General features: G+C 30.1%; 17 protein-coding genes. 11 read left to right on the top strand and 6 right to left on the bottom strand.

The features are described from left to right. The first annotated feature begins 13 nt into the window (after positions 1–13). The 5 genes from ACJMLB_RS07310 to fwdF all read left to right on the top strand — a co-directional run bounded on the left by ACJMLB_RS07310 (position 14) and on the right by fwdF (position 7,625). Entirely contained in the window at positions 14–1,129 is a 1,116-nt protein-coding gene (locus ACJMLB_RS07310; protein ID WP_295604800.1) for a pyridoxal phosphate-dependent aminotransferase, read from the top strand. A 228-nt stretch (positions 1,130–1,357) separates the two neighbouring features. After that, on the top strand, positions 1,358–2,266 hold the full coding sequence (locus ACJMLB_RS07305; protein ID WP_405324845.1) for a cation diffusion facilitator family transporter: 909 nt from the start codon (positions 1,358–1,360) through the stop codon (positions 2,264–2,266). Positions 2,267–3,222: 956 nt separating this feature from the next. After that, positions 3,223–5,562 (top strand): transglutaminase domain-containing protein, encoded by a 2,340-nt coding sequence (locus ACJMLB_RS07300; RefSeq protein ID WP_405324843.1) that lies wholly within the window; start codon positions 3,223–3,225, stop codon positions 5,560–5,562. A gap of 278 nt (positions 5,563–5,840) precedes the next feature. Continuing rightward, complete coding sequence (locus ACJMLB_RS07295; protein WP_394350198.1) at positions 5,841–6,296, top strand: phosphopantetheine adenylyltransferase; 456 nt, start codon at positions 5,841–5,843, stop codon at positions 6,294–6,296. Positions 6,297–6,656: 360 nt separating this feature from the next. Next, the gene (gene fwdF, locus ACJMLB_RS07290; RefSeq protein ID WP_405324840.1) at positions 6,657–7,625 is read left to right on the top strand and encodes a tungsten-dependent formylmethanofuran dehydrogenase subunit FwdF; all 969 of its coding nucleotides are present in this window, start codon (positions 6,657–6,659) and stop codon (positions 7,623–7,625) included. A gap of 271 nt (positions 7,626–7,896) precedes the next feature. On the opposite strand, the gene ACJMLB_RS07285 is transcribed toward fwdF, so the two are convergent. Both ACJMLB_RS07285 and ACJMLB_RS07280 read right to left on the bottom strand, forming a co-directional pair. Then, the gene (locus tag ACJMLB_RS07285; protein WP_405324838.1) at positions 7,897–8,091 is read right to left on the bottom strand and encodes a class III signal peptide-containing protein; all 195 of its coding nucleotides are present in this window, start codon (positions 8,089–8,091) and stop codon (positions 7,897–7,899) included. 41 nt (positions 8,092–8,132) lie between these two features. Next, positions 8,133–8,333: a class III signal peptide-containing protein gene (locus ACJMLB_RS07280; RefSeq protein WP_405324954.1), complete on the bottom strand. Its 201-nt coding sequence runs from the start codon at positions 8,331–8,333 to the stop codon at positions 8,133–8,135. A 601-nt stretch (positions 8,334–8,934) separates the two neighbouring features. On the opposite strand from ACJMLB_RS07280, the gene ACJMLB_RS07275 reads away from it, so the two are divergent. Both ACJMLB_RS07275 and ACJMLB_RS07270 read left to right on the top strand, forming a co-directional pair. Further along, entirely contained in the window at positions 8,935–10,725 is a 1,791-nt protein-coding gene (locus ACJMLB_RS07275) for a hypothetical protein (protein WP_405324836.1), read from the top strand. Positions 10,726–10,786: 61 nt separating this feature from the next. After that, positions 10,787–11,503, top strand: coding sequence for a metal-dependent hydrolase (locus ACJMLB_RS07270; protein WP_405324834.1), 717 nt, complete (start codon positions 10,787–10,789; stop codon positions 11,501–11,503). A 206-nt stretch (positions 11,504–11,709) separates the two neighbouring features. Here ACJMLB_RS07270 and rqcH read toward each other — a convergent pair whose 3' ends face one another. Continuing rightward, on the bottom strand, positions 11,710–13,722 hold the full coding sequence (gene rqcH, locus ACJMLB_RS07265) for a ribosome rescue protein RqcH (RefSeq protein WP_405324832.1): 2,013 nt from the start codon (positions 13,720–13,722) through the stop codon (positions 11,710–11,712). 315 nt (positions 13,723–14,037) lie between these two features. Between rqcH and ACJMLB_RS07260 the strand changes: the two genes are divergently transcribed. After that, positions 14,038–14,310 carry a hypothetical protein gene (locus tag ACJMLB_RS07260; RefSeq protein ID WP_296870252.1) on the top strand — a complete coding sequence of 91 codons (273 nt, stop codon included), beginning with the start codon at positions 14,038–14,040 and terminating at the stop codon, positions 14,308–14,310. A 243-nt stretch (positions 14,311–14,553) separates the two neighbouring features. On the opposite strand, the gene ACJMLB_RS07255 is transcribed toward ACJMLB_RS07260, so the two are convergent. Then, positions 14,554–14,676 carry a hypothetical protein gene (locus tag ACJMLB_RS07255; protein WP_296855531.1) on the bottom strand — a complete coding sequence of 41 codons (123 nt, stop codon included), beginning with the start codon at positions 14,674–14,676 and terminating at the stop codon, positions 14,554–14,556. Positions 14,677–14,744: 68 nt separating this feature from the next. Further along, positions 14,745–16,562, bottom strand: coding sequence for a DUF2070 family protein (locus tag ACJMLB_RS07250; RefSeq protein WP_405324829.1), 1,818 nt, complete (start codon positions 16,560–16,562; stop codon positions 14,745–14,747). A gap of 269 nt (positions 16,563–16,831) precedes the next feature. Between ACJMLB_RS07250 and ACJMLB_RS07245 the strand changes: the two genes are divergently transcribed. The 3 genes from ACJMLB_RS07245 to ACJMLB_RS07235 all read left to right on the top strand — a co-directional run bounded on the left by ACJMLB_RS07245 (position 16,832) and on the right by ACJMLB_RS07235 (position 19,526). Next, positions 16,832–17,362 (top strand): FumA C-terminus/TtdB family hydratase beta subunit, encoded by a 531-nt coding sequence (locus ACJMLB_RS07245; protein ID WP_295604780.1) that lies wholly within the window; start codon positions 16,832–16,834, stop codon positions 17,360–17,362. A 228-nt stretch (positions 17,363–17,590) separates the two neighbouring features. Next, complete coding sequence (locus ACJMLB_RS07240) at positions 17,591–18,142, top strand: hypothetical protein (protein WP_405324827.1); 552 nt, start codon at positions 17,591–17,593, stop codon at positions 18,140–18,142. Positions 18,143–18,365: 223 nt separating this feature from the next. Then, the gene (locus ACJMLB_RS07235; RefSeq protein WP_405324825.1) at positions 18,366–19,526 is read left to right on the top strand and encodes a TIGR03576 family pyridoxal phosphate-dependent enzyme; all 1,161 of its coding nucleotides are present in this window, start codon (positions 18,366–18,368) and stop codon (positions 19,524–19,526) included. A gap of 215 nt (positions 19,527–19,741) precedes the next feature. Here ACJMLB_RS07235 and ACJMLB_RS07230 read toward each other — a convergent pair whose 3' ends face one another. Continuing rightward, entirely contained in the window at positions 19,742–20,656 is a 915-nt protein-coding gene (locus ACJMLB_RS07230) for a biotin--[acetyl-CoA-carboxylase] ligase (protein ID WP_405324823.1), read from the bottom strand. Between the last annotated feature and the right edge of the window lie 78 nt (positions 20,657–20,734).

Raw genomic sequence — 20,734 nt, 5'->3', positions numbered from 1 at the left:
AAAAGGTGTTATTATGTTAAATTCTGCAAAAAGAGTTGAAACTATAGAATTGTCTCTAATTAGAAAAATGTTTGAAGTCACTAATCCTGATGCAGTCAATTTAGGAATTGGGGAACCTGACTTTGATGTTCCTCAAAATATCAAGGATGCAATGAAAGTAGCTATTGATGAAGGATACACTAAGTACACTTCCAATAAGGGCTTGATTGAACTTAGGGAAGCTATTGTAGAAAAGCTTGCTAAAGATAACAATATAAAGACTGATGCCGAAAACGTCATAGTCACTTGTGGTGCAAGTGAATCCTTATACGCTGCTGCACAAGCTTTGTTTGAAAAAGGAGACAATGTGCTTGTTCCAAATCCAGGATTTTTATCATATTACACCTGTGTGCAATTAGCTGAAGCCAATGTTGTTGAAGTTACCACCCCTATGGAAAACGAGTTTAAGATGAAAGTGGAAGATGTTCAGGAAAGGATTGACAAGAACACCAAAGGTTTGATTATTAACTCCCCTTCAAATCCAACTGGTGCAGTGATGGATAAGGAGGATATCAAGGGAATTGCTGACTTGGCAACAGATCATGATTTCTATATCATTTCAGATGAAATCTATGAGAAGATTACCTATGGAACTAAAAACCACTCTCCTGCTGAGTACTGTGACAATGTAGTTACAATCAACGGTTTTTCAAAAACTTATGCTATGACTGGCCTAAGAGTTGGGTATATGGTTGCAAATGATGATGTGACTGAGAATTTGCTTAAAGTGCACCAGTACTGTACTGCAAATGCACCTTCTGTTTCTCAAGTTGGAGCTATTGAAGCTCTTACAGGCCCACAGGATTCAGTTAAAAAAATGGTGGCGGAATTCTCTAGAAGAAGAGATTTAATAGTTTCAAGCTTAAACGATATGGGATATGAAACTGTAGACTGCAAAGGTGCATTTTATGTTTTCCCTAAAGTTGATAGGCCTATGGAATTCGTTAAGGCGGCTGCAGAAGCAGGGGTAATTTCAGTTCCAGGATCTCCATTTGGAAGCTTAGGGCAAGAGCATGTTAGAATGTCCTATGCTAACTCATATGAAAACATTGAAAAGGCAATGGATATCCTAAAGGATTTGGATTATTAAATTTTTTAATGGCTTAGTTTATTTTAAGGATTCTATAATCAAAATCTTTAATTTTTTCATTCTTTTTACTTTTTTTAATAAAAAATATATATTAAAACTGACAGAATAGTATATAGTAATAAGAATATTTATTTTTGTATTACTGATGTTGTATTTTTTAAAAGATTAGTATTATTTTTATGAATAATCAATTATACGTCAAAAACCAATTATTTAACGCATGATAATATGAAAAAGGAAGATAGGGAAAGATTAGGAAAACGAGCTGCTACTGTAGCGATTGCAGGAAACATTTTTCTAACTGTTTTCAACATTGCTGTAGGGATAATGGCTGGAAGTTATGCGCTCATATCTGAAGGGGCTCATACAATCTCTGATATAGTGACTTCAGTTATAGCTTATGTCGGATTTAGGATAGGCAGCAAGCCGGCAGATGAGGAGCACCCATTAGGTCATGGAAGAGCTGAAGCCATTGCAGGTTTAGTGATTGTGGTGTTTTTAGCAATTATTGCTTATGAAATCATTACAGGAGCTATTGAAAGATTGTTCTTTGGAGGCACACCTGCTATTCCAGAACCTATAGCTATTGTTATGGCAATTATTGGTGTTTTCGTTAACTTTGCAATGAGCCAGTATATTATAAACTTAGGTGAAAGGGCAAACAGCCCAGCTATTGTTGCTGATGGAAAGCATCAAAGAGTTGATATTCTATCTTCACTTGCAATATTGTTTGGTATTCTGATTGCGCAATACGGTTACCCTCGTTTGGACCCATTGATTGCATTGATAATCGGTTTATTGATTGTTAAAACAGCATTTGATGTTGCCCGTGAAAATTTAGACAATATTATGGGAAAGGTTCCATCTCCTGAATTGGTTGATAAGATTATAGATGTTTCAAATTCTGTTGACAAGGTTTGCGGCACTCATGATGTAAGGGTGAACTATTTGGGATCTTATGCCACAGTTACTTTGCACATTGAACTTCCTCCCGAAATGAGCTTGGATGAGTCTCATAAGGTTGTTCATCTAGTTCAAAATAAGATTATTGATGAGGTTGATGTTATTCATGGAGTAACTGCACATGCATGTCCATTCGGTTTGGAATATGACCATGATCAACAGCTTGATGAGTGATTAAAAATCTTTTAATCTTTGCATAATGATGGTGCATAATAATGGATTAAAAATTTTTCACATTTTCTTTTTTATTTTTAAAATTTTTCTTGAAAATTTCAACTTTTTTACTTAATTATTAATTATTTCAATTATTTTTCTTTTTTTCGTTAAATAAGGTTTATTTTTCAAATAAACTCAAATAAATTGAGTATAAATAATATAAAGGATTAATATTATTAGTTTTTTTCATTATTTAAATGATTTTAATTGATTTTTATTATAAGTTTATAATATTTGGATTAATTTACTTTTTAAGTATAATAATTGTTCTTTTTAAAGTTAAATAATAAATATTTGTTTATATTTTAATTATTCAATTATTATCCTATTAAATTTTAATAAAATAATTAATTTTAGCCATTTATTTATCTAAATTAGAATTATTAGGCAGTTTTTATTGTTATTTGTTGAGAATCTTTATTTTCAACTCTTTCAATTAATTTTACTTTAAAAACTTTATTATCTGTGTGTAATATCTTTTAAGAGAAAAATAATGCTATTCAGTAAAGTATAAATGATTTAAAGATTAAAAAATCCTTATTTTTTAAAATTTTTATGGGAAAGATTTATAAGGTATTATACCTTAATTATACATAACATTAAAAAAATATTATCTAAAATTAGTTGAATTATCTTTATTTTTAGTATTTCATTGAATAAATTTTCAATAAAATACTATGAGTTTTTATTTCATATAATAAAGATTTTTTAATAAGATTTTTATATTTTAGAAATTTCTAAAATATTGAATTTTTTAGATTTTTATTAAGGAACTCATATTTTTTATTGCATTAGTAAAATAAAAAATAATTTTAAAGATATTTTGATTTTAAGAGTATTTTTTAAACTTTTAAATTTGTATTTTTTTAGTGTATTGAGGTGAAAAAATTTCGTTAGAGAAAAGAGCATTGCTTTTGGCAATATTCTGCTTATTCTTCATTGCAATAGGTGGAGTATCCGCTAGTGATGCCGTCGATATGTCGAATAATCCAGATAACAATAATCTTCTAAGTGATTCTATTGATTCAGAATCTGAAGAGTCAATTGGTAATTATGATGCAAATCAATTATCTAATGAAGCAGATTCCAGTGTAAATCCAAGTACTGGGGATAATAGCCATGAAGCTATTTTTGAGGATACTCAAAATAGCAAAAATGCTAGCAGTAGCCCAACTACTAAAAGTACCACTAGCTTAAAGGTATCCGGCACTAAGATATATTCTGGAAATATCATTACCATTACATTAAAAGATAATAATGGTAAACCCTTAAAGGGTAAGAAGATTTCACTTAAAGTACCTAGCAAGGGAAAAGTTTTTACTAAGACAACAGACTCAAATGGGAAAGTAAAATACACTTTCTATGATGTTGGCTCTTTCAAATCCTATGCTAGCTTTAATGGAGATGATTCATTTAAGTCATCAAAATTAAATTTCACATTTAAAGTTTTAAAAAGTGGAACTAGTCTAAAGATTTCAAATAAAACTGTACCTAGATCCACTGCTGTAATTGTGACTTTAAAAAATACAAGGAGTAATAAAACTTTAAGTGATAAAAAAGTTAGATTTATAGTCCCTTATTTGAAAAAAACTTATGTTAAATACACTAATTCTAAAGGTCAAGCTAAAATTTGGTTAAACCCTAAGCATAGTTATCGTATTGTCATTAAGTATGATGGAAACAAGAATTTATATAAATCCAACACTAGTGGCACTATAAAACCTATAGATTGTAAAACAAAATTTGTATATTCAACTAAGAATTTACAATATAACCAAAATTTTGTTGTTACCTTAAGGAAACAATGCAATAATTGGTATGTTGCAAACCAAACTGTTAAAGTGAATATAACCAATAAGAATAAAGTGTATACTAAGAAAACTAATTCAAAAGGTCAAATTAGCATCCCTATGAATTATCTTGGGACCGTAAATATGAAAATTAAATTTGCAGGCAGTGACAAATTTGTAAAATCCTCTGCAAATCCAAAAATAATAGTTACCAAGGCCAAAACTTCATTAAAAGATTCTGGCAGTTCTGTAGGTAAAGGATTTGATTATGTTGTTACCTTAAAGAATTCTGCAGGTAAAGTTTTAGCTAATAAAAAAGTGGTTATTAAGTTTAATAATAAAACTTATAATAAAACTACTAATTCAAAAGGTAAAGTTAGTTTACCAATGAACTTTAAAAAAGGATCTTATTCCATTGAAGTTAGTTATGCTGGAAATAAGTATTATAATTCATCCAAATTGAGTAAAACCATTAAAATAGTTGATCCTTCAATTAGCATTTCCAAGATTATTACTGCAGCTAAGGATTTGAAAGTCCGTGTAGAATACATCAATATTCTAAATAATGCTTATAGTGTCAACATTGATGGTAGAAAATACACTGTGGATGAATTTGCATATCTTATGGCTGGTGCATTAACCAACATTAATGGCGGTTCAAAAGCAAATGTAATAATTAAGGATCTATCAAATAATTATAATTCCTCTGGAAGTAAAATTAGTGGTAAGTTACCTAAAGAGGAATACCTTAAATTAGCGAAGAATTTAACAGCTTATGTTAAATCAAATAATAGTATTCCGAATAGCCTGCCTACTAATTTAGGTAAAATGGAAGCAAACCTTTATATTTATGCGTTTACTTCTGCATTGAATTATTATAGCAATTATAAAAAATTACCTTCTTCTGTTACCGTTAAAACAAGCACTGTTAGAGGAGGATACTCCATTGCACTTAGTCAAAGTGGTAAAATCCTGAACTACAGACAGATATTTGATTCAGACGCATTTGCAAAATACTTGAAAACAGGAGGTAAGTCAGCACTTAATGATGCTATTAAAAAGAAAGCTAAAGAATTAACTGCTGGTTTATCTAGTCCAAAGGCTAAAGCGAATGCTATCTTTGAATTTGTAAGGGATGATATTAAATACAGTTTCTATACAAATTCCTTAAAAGGAGCAAAAGGTACTTTAAGTTCCAAAAGCGGTAACTGTTGTGATAAGGCTAACTTGATTGTAGCAATGTGCCGTTCTGTAGGTATTTATGCAAGATATTCCCATGCAAAGAACTGTCACTTCGCTAGTGGATTAAATACAGGGCATGTATGGGCTCAAGTTTATGATCCAATATCCCAAACATGGTATACAGCGGATGCAACAAGTCGCAGAAATGAATTAGGTAACATTAAGAATTGGAATACCAAATCTTATAGTGAACCTAAGAACTATGCTCTCATACCATTCTAGATTGATTATTTGATTGGAAAATAGAATAATTCTTTTAAAGTTTTATTCTATAATTTTATTTTTTTTAAATATTTTTTAATTCTATTTTTATTTATTTTAGTTTTTTTTAATTCTATTTTTATTTATCTTAATTTATTTTTAATATTGTTCATATGTGGTTATTCTTTAGATTTTTAAATTATTTTCATTAAGTTTATATAACTTTAAATTTAAATTTAAATTGTAGATTAATTGATTTTTTTATTAAAACTGTTTTTAACGAATATTTGTTGATTATTATGGCAAAATATAAACGAGTAGCTGTCGGAGGAACATTTGATAAATTTCATTATGGCCATAGGAGCTTGATTGCCAAGGCTTTTGAAATTGGTGAAAATGTTGAGATAGGTGTCACTTCCAATGTTTTTGCATGTAAAAAGGAGGGGGATGTAGACTCTTGTGATGTCCGTATGGCCAATTTAAACAAATTTTTAGGTACAAAATATAAAAATTTCCACATTTCCCGTTTGGATGATCCCTATGGGCCAACCATTCATGATGAAGATTACGATGCCATTGTTGTCAGTGAAGAAACAGAGCCTAATGCAGTAAAAATCAATGAAATCAGAGTTAGTAAAGGTATGAAGCCTCTTGATATTGTTGTCGTAAGCTTTGTTTTGGCAGATGATGGAATACCTATTTCTTCCACTCGTATACGTCAGGGAAAAATTAATCAAAAAGGGGAATTAATTTAAAAATTCTATTTTTTTATTACTAAACATTTTTTATTTCTTTTATTTTTCAATATCTTTTATTTTTTAGTTTTTTATTACTTTTATGGGTTAAGTAAGCTATTTTTTATTACTAATTTTTTCGAGTTTTGGCTTTTATTTTTAATTTAACCTATTATTTATTTTTATTTATTTATTTAAATTGTTTTAATCGAATATTTTTAAAAAATTAAGAGAAATTTCAAAAATTTTTAAGAAGACCTTAAAATTAAATCGTTATGTTTATATATTCATGTCGACATATATGTTATTAAATATATCAAAATTTTTTAGTATAATTTATATTATATAACAATTAGATATTTATTTAAGTGTGGGATTGTTATGATTTTTATTCAAAGAGATGGAAGCGAATCTAGAAAATTATCTTATGATAATAATGTATGTTTAGCATGTGGAATATGTGCTGACTCTTGTCCAACCAGCTCCTTGGCTTTAGGGGATGTTTTAGGTATTGCAAGAGGTCAAGTGGAAGGAAACAAGCTTGCAATTGATGAGGATACTTGTGTAATCTGTGGTTTATGTGCATCTGCTTGTCCATTTGGCGCATTGGACTTTGAAATTGACGGTTCAAGTTCCAAAGACTTGGCTAATTACCCAACTTGGACTCATGAATCTGCAATTGATGATGAAGCATGTGAATTCTGTGGAAGATGTACTGTAGCATGTCCTCAAGATGCAATTTTGTTTAAAAGAGAATTGCCTGATAGAAATGACTTGCTAAAAGGTGAAATTTCAATTAATGATGAAGAGTGTATCTACTGTAGTGCTTGTGCAGAATTATGTCCTGCGGATGCAATCACTGTTGTAAATGCTGCTGATGCTTGTTCCATTGAAGTGGATGAGGATAAATGTGTTTACTGCGGAGTATGTAAGAGAGTATGCCCTCAAGAAGCGATCAGAACTGTATGTGTCACTTGTATGCACAGTGATGAAATTGAAAAACCTCAAATCACTGGTGACATATTTATTGGATCCGATTGTATTAACTGTGGATGGTGTAAGGAAATCTGTCCTGTAGATGCAGCAGAAGTCACTAAACCATTTGATGGGGAAATAACAACTACTGATGAAGAATGTGTAGGTTGTGGATCCTGTGTAGACCTTTGTGCATGTAATGCAGTTGTACTTGAAGACAATGTAGCTAAATTCAATCAGGAATACTGCGTTTTATGTGGTGCATGTACTAAAGTATGTCCTCAAGAAAGAATTGTTGTTCAAAGAACTGATATGAAATTAACTAATGTTTCTTCAGCTTCTTGGAAAGCAGCTTTAGAAAGATTACTTGATTAGATTTAAAAAATCATTTTATTCAAAATTTAGATTTTTTAATTTAATCAATTTTTTTTAATTTTTAATTTTTATTTTTAGTATTCATATTTATAAAATAATAAATCTCCATTTAACAATTAGTTTGCGGGGGTTTTCTATTTAGTTAGAAAGATTTATTATTTTTACTTTTTTTTACTTTTTTAGTCATTTAAGTTATTTAGCTACTCTTTAACTTTTAGCTATTTTTACTTGGCATGAGATTAATTTTTAGGATTTTTACCAGGAATTTTATTTAGTTTAATTTATTAAATAAAAAAAGTCTTCCTTTAGAAAGTGTTTGATTGAACTGGGCATTGATTTCCAAATTAATCTTATAGATGTAAGTTCCGCAAATGATTGAAATCACTAAAATGGAACCTATCAATAATATTACTTCAACACTTGTTTGTCCTTGATTGTCCCATTTAAGGTATTTTAGTTCTTTCATATGATTTACCATTCAGATACTTTTTTGCGATTTTTTATCTATTAATAAATGCTAGTTACATTATTTCTGATGGAACTTATGTCTTGGGTTGCATTCAATCCACTTGCATTATTGCTAAAGTAAGACCTGTAAATCAACAATCCTGCTAAAGCTATCACTATCACTCCTCCAAATAATAAGATATATTCTGCAGCTCCTTGGCCAGAATTATCATTTGAAATAGCTTTAAGCTTGTTTTTCATATTTTCTTTCATGTATAAAATCTCATTTTCATTTTTTTCTTTTTCAAAAATCATAATTTCACCTCATTGTTTCTAATTTTTTCATTGTTCATTATTTAAATATTATCTTTTTTTCTAATTTAAGTAATAATTTGAGGTTAATATTCTAAATAAAGTGTAATTTAATTGTTAAATTTAAATTTAACATTATTTTTTAATTTTTTATTCTTTTTGAATATTAAAATCATTTTGATTTTTTAATTATAATTCCATTTTTCACATTAAATTTTTAGATTAATGAATTTTGAATTCTTGAAATTTCTCATCAAATTATGCTGATAAAATATTTCATTAAAATTCTTTATTCTTTCAAATTTTATGGTATTTTGTTTTTATTCATTTTAGACTAAAAAATTATCATATATTTTTCAATTTAATAGATTTTTTATTATAATTTAGTTTTTTTACTAATTTTTAGGCCTTTTTTCATTCATTAAAAACAAAATTATATAAATGATTAATATTATATAAATATATTAATAATAGTTAATTTTTTAATAATAGGCTTTATTAACCAAACTTTTATTTGATTATTTACTTGATATTTTTAAGGTGGGTATTCGTGGCAGATTCGTTAGATATATTTACTGGTATTTTATTAACAGTCATTGGTTTAGTTCTTGTTTATGGAAGTATCGTTTACCGTCTAATAGATTTAATTCTAATTATAGGTATTTTAATTACCGTTTTCGGTTTATACAAATTACTTCAAGCATTTGTTTTAAGAATTTTGGATTCAAGAAGTTTGAATAGGAATTCAAGACGCAATAGATTGAATCAGAAATCTAAAAATGACACTTTGTCCCGTGTAGTGGAAAGTGCTAAAGAAGTTGAAGATTTAGTTAATTCTAAATTGGATGGTAGTTCCAATTCCAATTCAAAATCCAAATCAATTCTTAAACGTCATGATGATTCTGCTTCCATGACTCTTGATGAGTACTTAAATAGCACCCAACAAGTAGAATCTAAATCAAGATTCAGTGAACCAGTTGATCAATCCAAGCAGGTTCTCAAGACTAAACCTGCAAATGAAGAAAAGCCTAAATTCAAACTCCCATCCATAAGAAAGTCTAACAAGCCAGAAAAGAGAAGTTTTGGTTATTTGGAAGATCAAGAGGAAGCAAATTCGGAAACAGTTTACTTCACACCTAATTATGAAAAACCTATGAAAGTGACCAGAAGGCCAAAAAGAAAATCTAAAGAAACAATTAACTTGGCTAATGCTCCTAAAAGGTCTAGTGAAATTTCAAAGGCTTTAGCTAGTGTAGGGGATGCTGAAACAGTTTATGATAATGAAGTGTCTGATGAAAGCTACAGTCTAATGCCAAAAACCATGGATGAGGAAATCATCATGCCTATTGATGAGATAGATTTAGATCCTCAAGATGTACCGGTTTACAATTTGTCACAATCTGAAAATACTCATTATAATAATGTAATATATGATGAATCCACTGATGAGGATTTCATTACTCCTATCTATGCAGATGAATCTTATAGAGAGGAACATGGTATCGCTTATGATGATTATGAAGATGAAACAATTGATGATGGTTTAACAGTTGGTGTTGAAGGCATTGATGATTTAGGATATATCACTCCTGATTTGGCTATTGATGTTGAAAACTTGCCAAGACCAACATCCATTGCTTCAACAAATCCAATAGCTTCTAAAAAGGACACTAATGCTAACTTGTCTAGGCCTCATAAGAAATCTTCTATTCCTGATGCTTCAAAACCTAAAGTTAATCTTGATGAAATTCCAAGGCCTGCTCCAAAAGTTCACACTCCAGATGTGTCTGAAGAGCTTGCTGTGGCACCGGTTTCTTCTATTGCAGGAGGTCATGAAGATACCATTACAATAGATCCTAATAATCCGGAATCCATTCCTATTCCAAAACTATTGAATAGTTATGTCATTTGTGAAAAAGGTATCTTAACTTCTCAAGAGGCGTTTGAAGAAGTTGCAAGTCATTCAAAAGAAGAGATACTATTGGAAGCTCCAACAATTAAGGATATGGGAGATAGGTTCTTGTCAAGTCTTTCAAAAATCAAATCAAGGGTAATAATTGAAGAATTTGATTTGGAAGACATTTCATATGTTCTATTATTAAGTTCTCTTATTAAAAAAGGAGTTGAAATAAAGACTTTGGCTTCTGTAGACTCATTTAACTTAATTGGAGATACATCTCATGCATTATTGATATCCAATAGTTTGGATGAGGAAGATTTCGAATATGGTGCAGTTTATGATGATGAGGATTCTGTTAAAAACATTAAGGTCCTGTTTGAATCTTCTTGGAAATTAGCTAATGATTTGGATATTAATGCACTTCTTGAAAAAAATAATTAAAAAAACTATTAAACTTACTTTTTAACTTTTATGAAATAAGAAATTGAAAAAGGTGAAATTTATGGAAATTAGATGGTTAGGTCATTCTGCATTTGAATTGATTAGTGATGAGGGAGTAAAGATATTGGTTGATCCATTCATTAGCAATAATCCTGCTTGTCCTCTTCCAGTTGAGGAGTTGGAAGCAAATATTATTTGCATAACTCATGGACATTCTGACCATTTCGGAGATGCAATGGAAATAGCTAACAATACAAATGCAACTCTTGTTGCAAACCATGAAATCTCTTTATTCTTAGGAGAACAAGGTTTTGACTGTGTCAGCATGAACACTGGAGGTTCTGTTTCCATTCAAGGAATTAAAATCACCATGTTGGATGCAAAACACTCTTCTTCTATTGATTTCACTGAAGAAATCCGTCCTGCTGGAGACCCTGGAAGTTTCCTATTCACTTTTGAAGATGGAACAAAAGTCTTCCATGCTGGAGACACTGGATTGTTCTCTGATATGGAAAATGTCATAGGAAAAATCTATAAGCCGGATATTGCAATGGTTCCAATCGGAGATAAGTTTACCATGGGTCCATTTGAAGGGGCACTTGCAGCTATGTGGTTAGCTCCAAAGGTTGTAATTCCAATGCATTACAACACTTTCCCTGTAATTGAACAGGATCCTGCTATATTTTCCAATTTCGTAAATCAGCTTCATCCTAATGTTGAAGTTGTCATCATGAATCCATTGGAATATTACAAGCCTGATTTTGAAAAAGAAGAATAATTCAAACTTTTAAAAGTTTGAATATTTTTTGATTTATTTTTATATCTTATTTTTATATTTTTTTTAATATTCTTATTTTTTTATATTTTTTTAATATTCTTATTTTTATATTTTTTTTAATATTTTTTTATATTTTTATTTAAATATTTTTATTTTTAAGCTATTTTTAGAGTTCTATTTTATAAAAAAAGTATGGAAAAATGGATTTAAACAAAATCACATTTTCCACTAGGCAATACTCTTACAACATCATCTAAACTTAATATCTCATCTTCATTAATTCTAGACAATATTTCCTTTGCTATTTTTTCCTTTTTGGTATAACCTGGTTTTATGGTTACAAATTTACTTGCATGATGTTTCATAGCATCAGTTGGACCTGCCATTATGCGCTTATCACCATCATAGTCTACCAGTCCAATTGAGATTTCAAGTTTTGCTCCCCTAATATAGTTTCTATGTCCACGAATGATAAATGCACCCTTAGGCACAAACTCTCCTGAAACTGGGGTTTTTGAAACTTGGTCTGGCTCTACCCAATAGACGTCTTGAGATGTGAAGTTTTTCGACCAAGCACTTGAAAAGGAAGCTGAAAACTCACCTAATTCTTTAAGCAAATTGTCATTTAATGAATCGGATGGAACTTTTGCTACAACTGAAGGAGCACCATGTATATCTGCATGCAAATAAATATCATTTTGTTCTAAATATTTCTTTACAACTGCTTCATTGGTACCTGCATCTCTACCGCAGACCACTAAAATTCCATCACTTGATACAAACCATCTCAATTTTTCATACCACTTGAGATTCTTCTGGACCCTTTTCTGTGGAACCATTATATTTGACATGGCCTTTTCCTTTTTGGCTTCCATATCTGCAAGTTGTCTTTTGGTGTTTTCAATAGCTATCAAAGCACCTTTAATCTTTCGCTTAGCTTTTTTTGCCTTTTCATAGTATACTTCAGCATTATCAGGTATGGATTTCTTTGAGTCAAGGGCAATGCTTACATCATCTATTTTCAATGTAATGTTTCCTAAAGGATCCATGGATTCAAATATCTGTGCATCAGTCATTCCGGATTTCTTGGCGTCCTTCAATGTCTTTCCGATTTCCTTCCATCCATAGTCCTTTTCTCTTGCACCTTTGATTACATTTAAAATGTTATCAACTTGAACATAATTTGTAAAGAGGAGTTCCCCTTTCCTTTGGGAATCTTCAATGGTATTTTCAAAGTTATGCAATGTCTCTTCCTGCTTTTCAAGCCTTTTGGAAAATTTGGAAACCTTTTTATTCCATGCAGCTTCCTGAATGCCTGTTATTTCATTTTTCACTTTGGAAGAGTAGAACTCATCGCATGCCTCATTAAAGCTTTCAAAGCTTTCAACTTCAAATCCTTCGTATTGGTTTAAATTAATTGAAATGACATCCTCTTTGGATTTGTATTTCTTGTCAGGATTTTCCTTCTTCAATTTTTCTACTTCTTTTTTATTGTTTACAATCATCGGATTGAACTGCCTTTTTTCCAAAGGTTCAAAAACTGATTTCAATGCATTAAAAATGGTGCTTATCTCTTCAGCACTTAAAGATGAACATGACGCTTTCTTGCTTATTTCAGTATTTGCCATTATCTCTTCAGCATATAGGCTACCAAGACCGTTTGTAGCAAGAACCCTCACTATCTCCTCATCTTCTCCACCAGTCACAATATCTTTAAATTCTTCGATAGTCAATGTGATTGGATTGATTCCATTTTCAATAGGGAATACATATTCCTTTTTGGAGCTAATGTCCCTATCGCTCCAATGCTTTCTCTTTAGAGGCAATATGATTTCATTGGATTCATTCAAGAGAATTATGTTTCCTTGTGAAAATAGTTCAACAATAAGGGTGTAGGTTTGCTCTTTTTTCATTTTAATTTCCATAACCCTGTCAAAATTATGTTGCTCTACGCTAACTACATTTGCTCCCTTCACTATTTTTCTAAGAAGCATTGGAAAACTTGGTGGGTTTTGAGGATTTGTTAAAGGATATTGGCTTAAATGGATTCTTTTTCCAGCTTGTATTACTAGATCCAATCTTCCAGTACCTGCCTTATGGAATCTCATAACCACAGTATCCTTAGTAGGCTGGAATGATTTATCCACTCTTGCTCCAACCAGTAAATCATTTAATTCTTGACATATTGTGTAAATGTCAACATTTGTCATTGATTTCATATTTTATCACTTGAATAATTATTAATAATTTAATTATTTTTTAATTTTTTTTTTAAAATTTATTTAAAATATTTTTAAATCTTATTTTCAAATTTTTTTTTAAGATTTTATTTAAAAAGATTCCTAGAATCTTTGATTTTAGTAATTTTTTAATTGTTTTTATGCAATATTTTATATATTATATCAACTTATATAATTATAGTTATAGTTTTTATATGATTTAATTATATTTAAAACTTTAAAAAACTTTTATTTAAATCAAAATAAAAAATCAAAATTTATTTATATTTATTTTTATTATTGGAGGAAAAATTAATGGATGTCACTGTTAAAACTGTATCAATTCATCTTGTTGCTGCAATAGTTGCAGCTCTCATATCCACTGCGTTTACAATTGGAATGTTTGGATTCACAAATCATGTATTTGCATTTGTAGTAGGTTTAGTAATTCTTTATTTCGTAGGCAAATTATGTGAAAATTTGTTTGGTGAAGAAGTTAAAGGATTTTCAACTTGGTTATGGGATGGAATCCTTCCATTCGGATTCTGTTGGTTCATTTTATGGACTATTTTAACTAATTATTTATAAATAATTAGTTTCTTTTTTTATTTTTTTACTATTTTTCAAATAAATCATATATCTATTTTTTTAACGTTTTTTAACTATTTAAGCTATAATTTTAGTATTTTTTAACATTTTTAATTTTATTTCATTCAATATCAATTTTTAAAAAGAGCAATCTGTAAAAATGTTTTATGAAAAATAGTTAGTTATAATATTTAATAAAAAAATAAAGAAAAAAGAGAAAGAGTTTTTTTTTAATAAAAAACTTTAATAATATTCATCATCATCGAATCCACCTAAATCTGGGCTGTCAGAAAGGTCAGATCCGCAGTTTTCACATATTAATGCACCAATGGGATTCAAGTGTCCACATACATTGCAAGTAATCATATTTTCACCTCAATAATATAATGAGAATTGTATTGCTTATTAGTCAATACTATTCTAATAATATTTAATTATAATACAAATATCCAAATGATTACAAAGATAATTGCTACAATAAATGTTAATGGAGCAATGATCTTACTGACTGCTACGATGGAACTGATTGTGGAAATAAGTTCAGTGGAATTATTTGGACCAAATGTTTTAAGATTTAGGATTCTTTCAGTATTTGTTCCAGCTTCTACAGGCTCTAGGTCTTTAATTGCCTCATTGATTGAAAGTTTCACAAACTCTATGATTTTTTCTTTCTCTACAGTTCCAACTGGATTGTATCCTGCAGATAATGTATTTACAGTATGTGTGTCTGTGGTCATAACTTCAATCTCATCAATATCCAAGTCTTTCACAGCATTGAAAATGGTTTCCCTATATCCTAATTCCATATTGTTTGAATCGAACAGTACATAAGCAGTTCTTTGTCCATTCACTTCAACAACCATGGTTTTCAAACCGCTTTCACCAATTCCTTGATGCTTATCGAATCCTCCAAGGTCGGTATAATAACAGCCAACTTTAATGTCATGTTCCAAGTCCTTTGGATTAATTAATTTGATTGTATCGAGTAATTGGAACAATTCAGGGTTTCCTGGTAGAACCCCACCTTTTTCCTCGTTGAATGAATTGTGGCAATCAACTAGGATATTGTTTTCTGTTCCTAACAGCTTTTGGCTTTCTATCATTGCTGCAAGTCCTACAGCATATTCTATGTCATCACTTCCAGATGGAGCAAATGTTGAGAGCATAACGGTTCCATTCTTAAAGAATTGAACTCCAACGTTTGCCTTTTCATGTGAATATCTTATGAATTCACTTGCCTTTGGAGAGTATTCCATATTGTCTAAAGCTTTTCTAACTGCATCTTCTATCTTAACGATTTCATCACTTGAAACCGGGTTGAAGTCATGGGTTGATGGACCATGTGCAACCATAGTGAATGCATCAAAGCTATTTGCCAATATGGTAGGCATATTGGAACCTCCAATGTCTCCGAGAGGTCCTGGATGGACACAAGGGCTAATGAATAATGCTTTAATACTGCCGTCAAACCTTCTAAAGCTTGCAACACCTACAAGGGTATCAATAGCTTCTCCAGCATTATCAAACAATTGTTCAATTGTATTGGTTCCCTCATTCATATGCAAGATGAAATAACTTAGGATTTCCATTGCACCGAATCCTAAATTCTTTTTCATCGGAGACTCTACAACACTGATGAATGCGTAAATTGCAATTAGGAAGATTACACTTGCTATAATCACTTTAAAGAATGTACTGATATATCCTAATGCAAATATGTCTTCAATATTGTTTAGGAAACTTGTGATAATGAGCATTCCAATCATAAGCAATGGCTGGATAATTGCAATTAAAAATGAATTGAAGAGTTTTATTCTAGTTGTAGCTAAGATAACAAGAATATTGAATCCAAATGCAATAACACAACCGAATAAGATGGAGTTAAAGAATAGATCCATATTGAAAATAAGTCCTACTGCTGTTCCAATTATACTTACAATTCCTGCAAGGGACATTGAGACCAATGCTAAAAACATGGAGTGCTTTGCCTTAAGGTTGATTCCATTAAGGGATTCCACCCATAATTGATCTGTAGATCCGACTATGATTGCAGGCAATCCGAATACAACAAAACCGAATGCCCCTCCGTAGAAGAAGTCTTCCAATCCGTTTCCTACACTAACCGGCTGTAATAAAAATAGGAGAACTCCTGTTATAAAACTTAGTATAATTATCATTAGCACTGAACTTTTAGCATTAGGCAATGTTCTAATCCATTTAGATAATCCTGCTACATTACTCATACTGGACATTAATAATCAACCTTACTCTTCATTAATTAAAATAAATCAATTTAATTTAAATTATTTGATTTAGATTATTTTTTATATCTAAAGATTCAGATTATTTTTTTCATATCCAAATATTTAGATTATTTTTATATACCTAAATAAATAAATTAAATAATATATTATATAATATATGAAATTTTTTATATAAAACTTATTCTATTTGTTTTTGAAATTTTTAAAAATACCTTTTTTAATGTTTCAAAATTTTATAAAATTTATTTGGTGAATTCATGATAGAATTAAAAACCCCAATTACTGATGAGGATATTAACAAATTAAAAGCTGGAGATGTTATTTCAATCTCCGGTCAAATATTGACTGCAAGAGATCAAGCTCATAAAAGAATCTTGGAAGAAGGGGCTCCAATGGATATTGAAGGAGCGGTTTTATTCCATGCGGGACCTATTATTCAAGAGGAAGATGATTCCAACGGCCCTAAATACAAAATGGTTGCTGTAGGTCCGACAACTTCCATGAGAATGAATCCATATGAAGCGGATGTTTTGGATATGGGTGCTAAGATTATCATTGGTAAAGGTGGAATGGATGATTCTGTAAGGGAAGCCCTCAAGAGAAATAATGCAGTTTATGTTGTAGCGACTGGTGGTTGTGCAGCATTGTATGTTGATAAGGTAAATGAAATAAAAGGAGTAAATTGGCTAGACCTTGGAATGCCTGAAGCCATTTGGGATTTGGATGTAGATTCATTTGGCCCATTGATTGTGGCTATGGACAGTGAAGGAAACAGTCTTTATGATTGATTCTGTTTTATTAAAAGAAATGAATTGTAGTAAATATTTATATACTAATGATTTTAAATATGATAATAATCTAAATTAATCTTAGAAATTAATCTTAGAAATTAATCTTAGAATTATTGTAAAAAATTATGTTAAAATTATGTTAAATTTGTATTTATAAAATTTAGTATTATAAATTTAGTATTATAAAATTATTTGATTAAAAATCATGATTATTTTGGTGATATCATGGCGGATATTGCAGAAGCATCACAGAAGAAACTTAAAACCAGAATAAGTAAATTTAGAAAATGTAATAAAGATGAACAAGAAAAAGAAAAGTTCTTCAATAAATTAGGTATTTCTTTCACTATAAACGTGCCTGATGAAAATTCTGAAAATGAAAAGATGATTAATATTTACTCCAATCCTGATGGAAATATTACATACTCAGAATACATTTATGCTGATGAAGAAAACTTTAGTCAAGAAGGCATTTCAAATGAAGAGTTAGAATCAATCGTTGATGATTTTTCCGATTTCAAATTGAAACTTGATAATGATGGAGAAATAGATGAGGATTCTTTAGATTCATTCTGTTCTTTCACTATAAACCTATTTAACAAAAATCCTGAGAAGAAGGATGATTTAATCACAATATACACCACTCCTGATGGAAGTGTATTGTTTGCTGAATATGTTTATACTGAAGAGGAAAACTTTAGCCAAATTGATATTACTGAAAAGGATTTAAAAGTAATTGTTGAGGCTTTCTCTGATTATAAATTGAATATGGAATAATTTGATTATTCCTAATTTTTCTTTTTTATTATTTTTATCAGATTTATTTTTCATAAATTTTTTACTTTTTTGTTTGATTTTATTTTTATATTTTATAATAATTTTTAAATAATATTTTAATAATATTTTATAATATTTTATAATATTTTTAATTATATTTTAAAAAATATTTAATTATATTTTAAAATATTATAATGTTCTTTAATCAATTTAAGGTTATACCATGATTGTAAACAATTCATTAGATGAAGTTAAGAAAAGGGAATCCTCCTTGAAGATCATTAAATCCATTATTGAAAATGAAGGAAGAGACTCATTGTATGATGTCACTGGACTTTCCGGCGGATTTATAGCAAGTGATGAGGAATTGAATCTATTGGAAACCTATGTAGGTCCTGCTATTTTTGAAGATGAGCTCCAAATTATAGGTCGCAAGCATCTTGGAGGGGAAAAGGTCTTGGCAGTTAACAGGACAAGTTCCGGAATCTTGGCAAGTATTTTGGCATTGGTTGAAGAAGGTTCTCATGTCAGTCATTTTTTAGCTGAATTTCCAGCCCATCCATCAATTCCAAGGTCATGTGCAATTGTAGGTGCAAGTTATGATGAGTTTATTGACATTGACAAGTTCACTATTCCTGAAAACACTTCACTGGTTGTTGTAACCGGTTCAACAATGGATCATAAGGTCATTGATGAAGAATTGTTTAAGAAAGTCATAGATATGGCTCATGAAAAGGACATTCCAGTGCTTGTTGATGATGCTTCAGGTGCAAGGCTTAGAACTGCTGTCTTCAATCAAGCGAAAGCAACAGAGCTTGGAGCGGATTTGGTTGTTACAAGCACTGATAAATTAATGCCAGGCCCAAGAGGCGGATTGATGGCTGGCAGAAAGGATTTAATTGATGAAATAAAGGTTAAGGCAAATCAATTTGGTCTTGAAGCTCAACCTCCATTGATTTTGGCAATGGTAAATGGTATTAGGAATTACACTGAAGAGAACTTGGTTAAAGCTATGTCTAGAAAAGAGGAATTCTTTGATTTGCTCAGTGAAAAGTATGAAATGTTTGAAAAGACACCAACTGGTGTTATGGTAAGTGAAGATTCCTTAAAAGATCAATTAGATAAACTTAATGTTGAAACAGAGCTTTCAAAAAAGGATTGCTGTTTCTTATGGGCTATGGTTTTATTGAAGGACTTTGGAATCATTACAATCCCTGCAGTTGGCATGCCAGGTGCATCCGCTACAATCCGTATTGACTTATCCACTCATGATGTAATTGATATGGATTTAAATGAGTTATATGAAAAAGTAGATCAGTCCTTTGAGGAATTCTTGGTTTTATCTCAAGATGTTGAAAAATCAAAAGAATTGATTTTTTACTAAATAGCTATTTTTTTAAAAAGAGTGAATTTTAGAATTAGTTTTTTTAGCTATTTTCTTTTAATTTTTATTTTGATATTTATTTTTAATTTTTTAAAAAAAGAGGTAATAAAATGAAAAATTAATTTCATTTTATTTATGTATATTTTAATTTTTAATTAAAGTACTGTTTTTGTTTTATTTCAATTAAAATAAATTTGAAATAATTTTTTTTAATTTTATTCAACGGTTCTAAGTTCACCAGAGATTATTTTCTCGAGTGCACCGTCTTGTCTTTCAATGATTAAGCTACCTTCATTGTTGATTCCAACAACATAACCTTGGGTAATTTTTCCACCGGTTTGGGTAATGTTTACGTATTTTCCTATGGTATCTGCAAGATCTCTCCAATCTTTAAGAATGGTTTCAATCTCACCATCTTTATATAATTCGTAAACCTTTTCAAATTCATTTAGGAAAATTGCAATAAGCTCGTTCTCATCGACTTTAGCAGGTAATTCTTCAGTTAAAGTGGTTGTGCCTATTCTAATGTCTTCAGAGAAGTCCTCTAATTTGAGGTTGCTGTCAATTCCAATACCCACTACAATCCAGTCGATTTCATTGAAAGTTGCATTGACTTCAGTGAGAACTCCAGATATTTTCTTGCCGTGAATCAAGACGTCATTAGGCCATTTGATTCTAGCGTCAACACCTAAAGACCTGATGGATTTAGCTATTGCCACACCTGTTGCCAATGTGATTAAACCAATTCTTGCAGGAGGAACTTGAGGTCTTAAGATTAGAGACATCCATATTCCACCTTCTGGAGCTTCCCATTTCTTACCTAATCTTCCTCTTGCATTTGTTTGAATTTCAGAAATCAATACAGTGCCTTCTTTAGCATCATGATTAGCTAAAAACTTAGCTATTGAATTAGTGGAGAACACTTTTCTGAAACAAAGGATTTCATTACCTATTTTTTCAGTTTCAAGAGTTTCGCAAATTTTATCTTTTGTAATGTGTTCAGTTTTTCCGAATCCTAATTCCTTGATGGATTCTTCAATAGCTTCATCATTTATTAAGTCTAAACGTTTAGCTTCTTCTTCTGAAATTACATTTTGGCTTAGTAAAAGCTTTATCATTTCTTTTTTCATAATAATCACTTAGATATGAGTTAAATTATAAGTTTAGTTTATGAGTTTAGTTTTTTATTTTTAAATTTTATTTTATTA

It is taken from the genome of Methanobrevibacter sp. (assembly GCF_045114555.1).
In the GTDB taxonomy this organism is placed as follows: Archaea; Methanobacteriota; Methanobacteria; order Methanobacteriales; family Methanobacteriaceae; genus Methanobrevibacter.
Note: the sequence above shows the minus strand (reverse complement) of the source record. Positions and strands in the feature narration are given on the sequence as shown.

Excerpts from the sequence above, each read along its gene's own strand:
- ACJMLB_RS07310 (WP_295604800.1), top strand. The coding sequence starts at position 14 with ATGTTAAATTCTGCAAAAAGAGTTGAAACTATAGAATTGTCTCTAATT.
- ACJMLB_RS07305 (WP_405324845.1), top strand. The coding sequence starts at position 1,358 with ATGAAAAAGGAAGATAGGGAAAGATTAGGAAAACGAGCTGCTACTGTA.
- ACJMLB_RS07295 (WP_394350198.1), top strand. The coding sequence starts at position 5,841 with ATGGCAAAATATAAACGAGTAGCTGTCGGAGGAACATTTGATAAATTT.
- fwdF (WP_405324840.1), top strand. The coding sequence starts at position 6,657 with ATGATTTTTATTCAAAGAGATGGAAGCGAATCTAGAAAATTATCTTAT.
- ACJMLB_RS07285 (WP_405324838.1), bottom strand. The coding sequence starts at position 8,091 with ATGAAAGAACTAAAATACCTTAAATGGGACAATCAAGGACAAACAAGT.
- ACJMLB_RS07280 (WP_405324954.1), bottom strand. The coding sequence starts at position 8,333 with ATGAAAAACAAGCTTAAAGCTATTTCAAATGATAATTCTGGCCAAGGA.
- ACJMLB_RS07270 (WP_405324834.1), top strand. The coding sequence starts at position 10,787 with ATGGAAATTAGATGGTTAGGTCATTCTGCATTTGAATTGATTAGTGAT.
- rqcH (WP_405324832.1), bottom strand. The coding sequence starts at position 13,722 with ATGAAATCAATGACAAATGTTGACATTTACACAATATGTCAAGAATTA.
- ACJMLB_RS07260 (WP_296870252.1), top strand. The coding sequence starts at position 14,038 with ATGGATGTCACTGTTAAAACTGTATCAATTCATCTTGTTGCTGCAATA.
- ACJMLB_RS07255 (WP_296855531.1), bottom strand. The coding sequence starts at position 14,676 with ATGATTACTTGCAATGTATGTGGACACTTGAATCCCATTGGTGCATTA.
- ACJMLB_RS07250 (WP_405324829.1), bottom strand. The coding sequence starts at position 16,562 with ATGTCCAGTATGAGTAATGTAGCAGGATTATCTAAATGGATTAGAACA.
- ACJMLB_RS07245 (WP_295604780.1), top strand. The coding sequence starts at position 16,832 with ATGATAGAATTAAAAACCCCAATTACTGATGAGGATATTAACAAATTA.
- ACJMLB_RS07240 (WP_405324827.1), top strand. The coding sequence starts at position 17,591 with ATGGCGGATATTGCAGAAGCATCACAGAAGAAACTTAAAACCAGAATA.
- ACJMLB_RS07235 (WP_405324825.1), top strand. The coding sequence starts at position 18,366 with ATGATTGTAAACAATTCATTAGATGAAGTTAAGAAAAGGGAATCCTCC.
- ACJMLB_RS07230 (WP_405324823.1), bottom strand. The coding sequence starts at position 20,656 with ATGAAAAAAGAAATGATAAAGCTTTTACTAAGCCAAAATGTAATTTCA.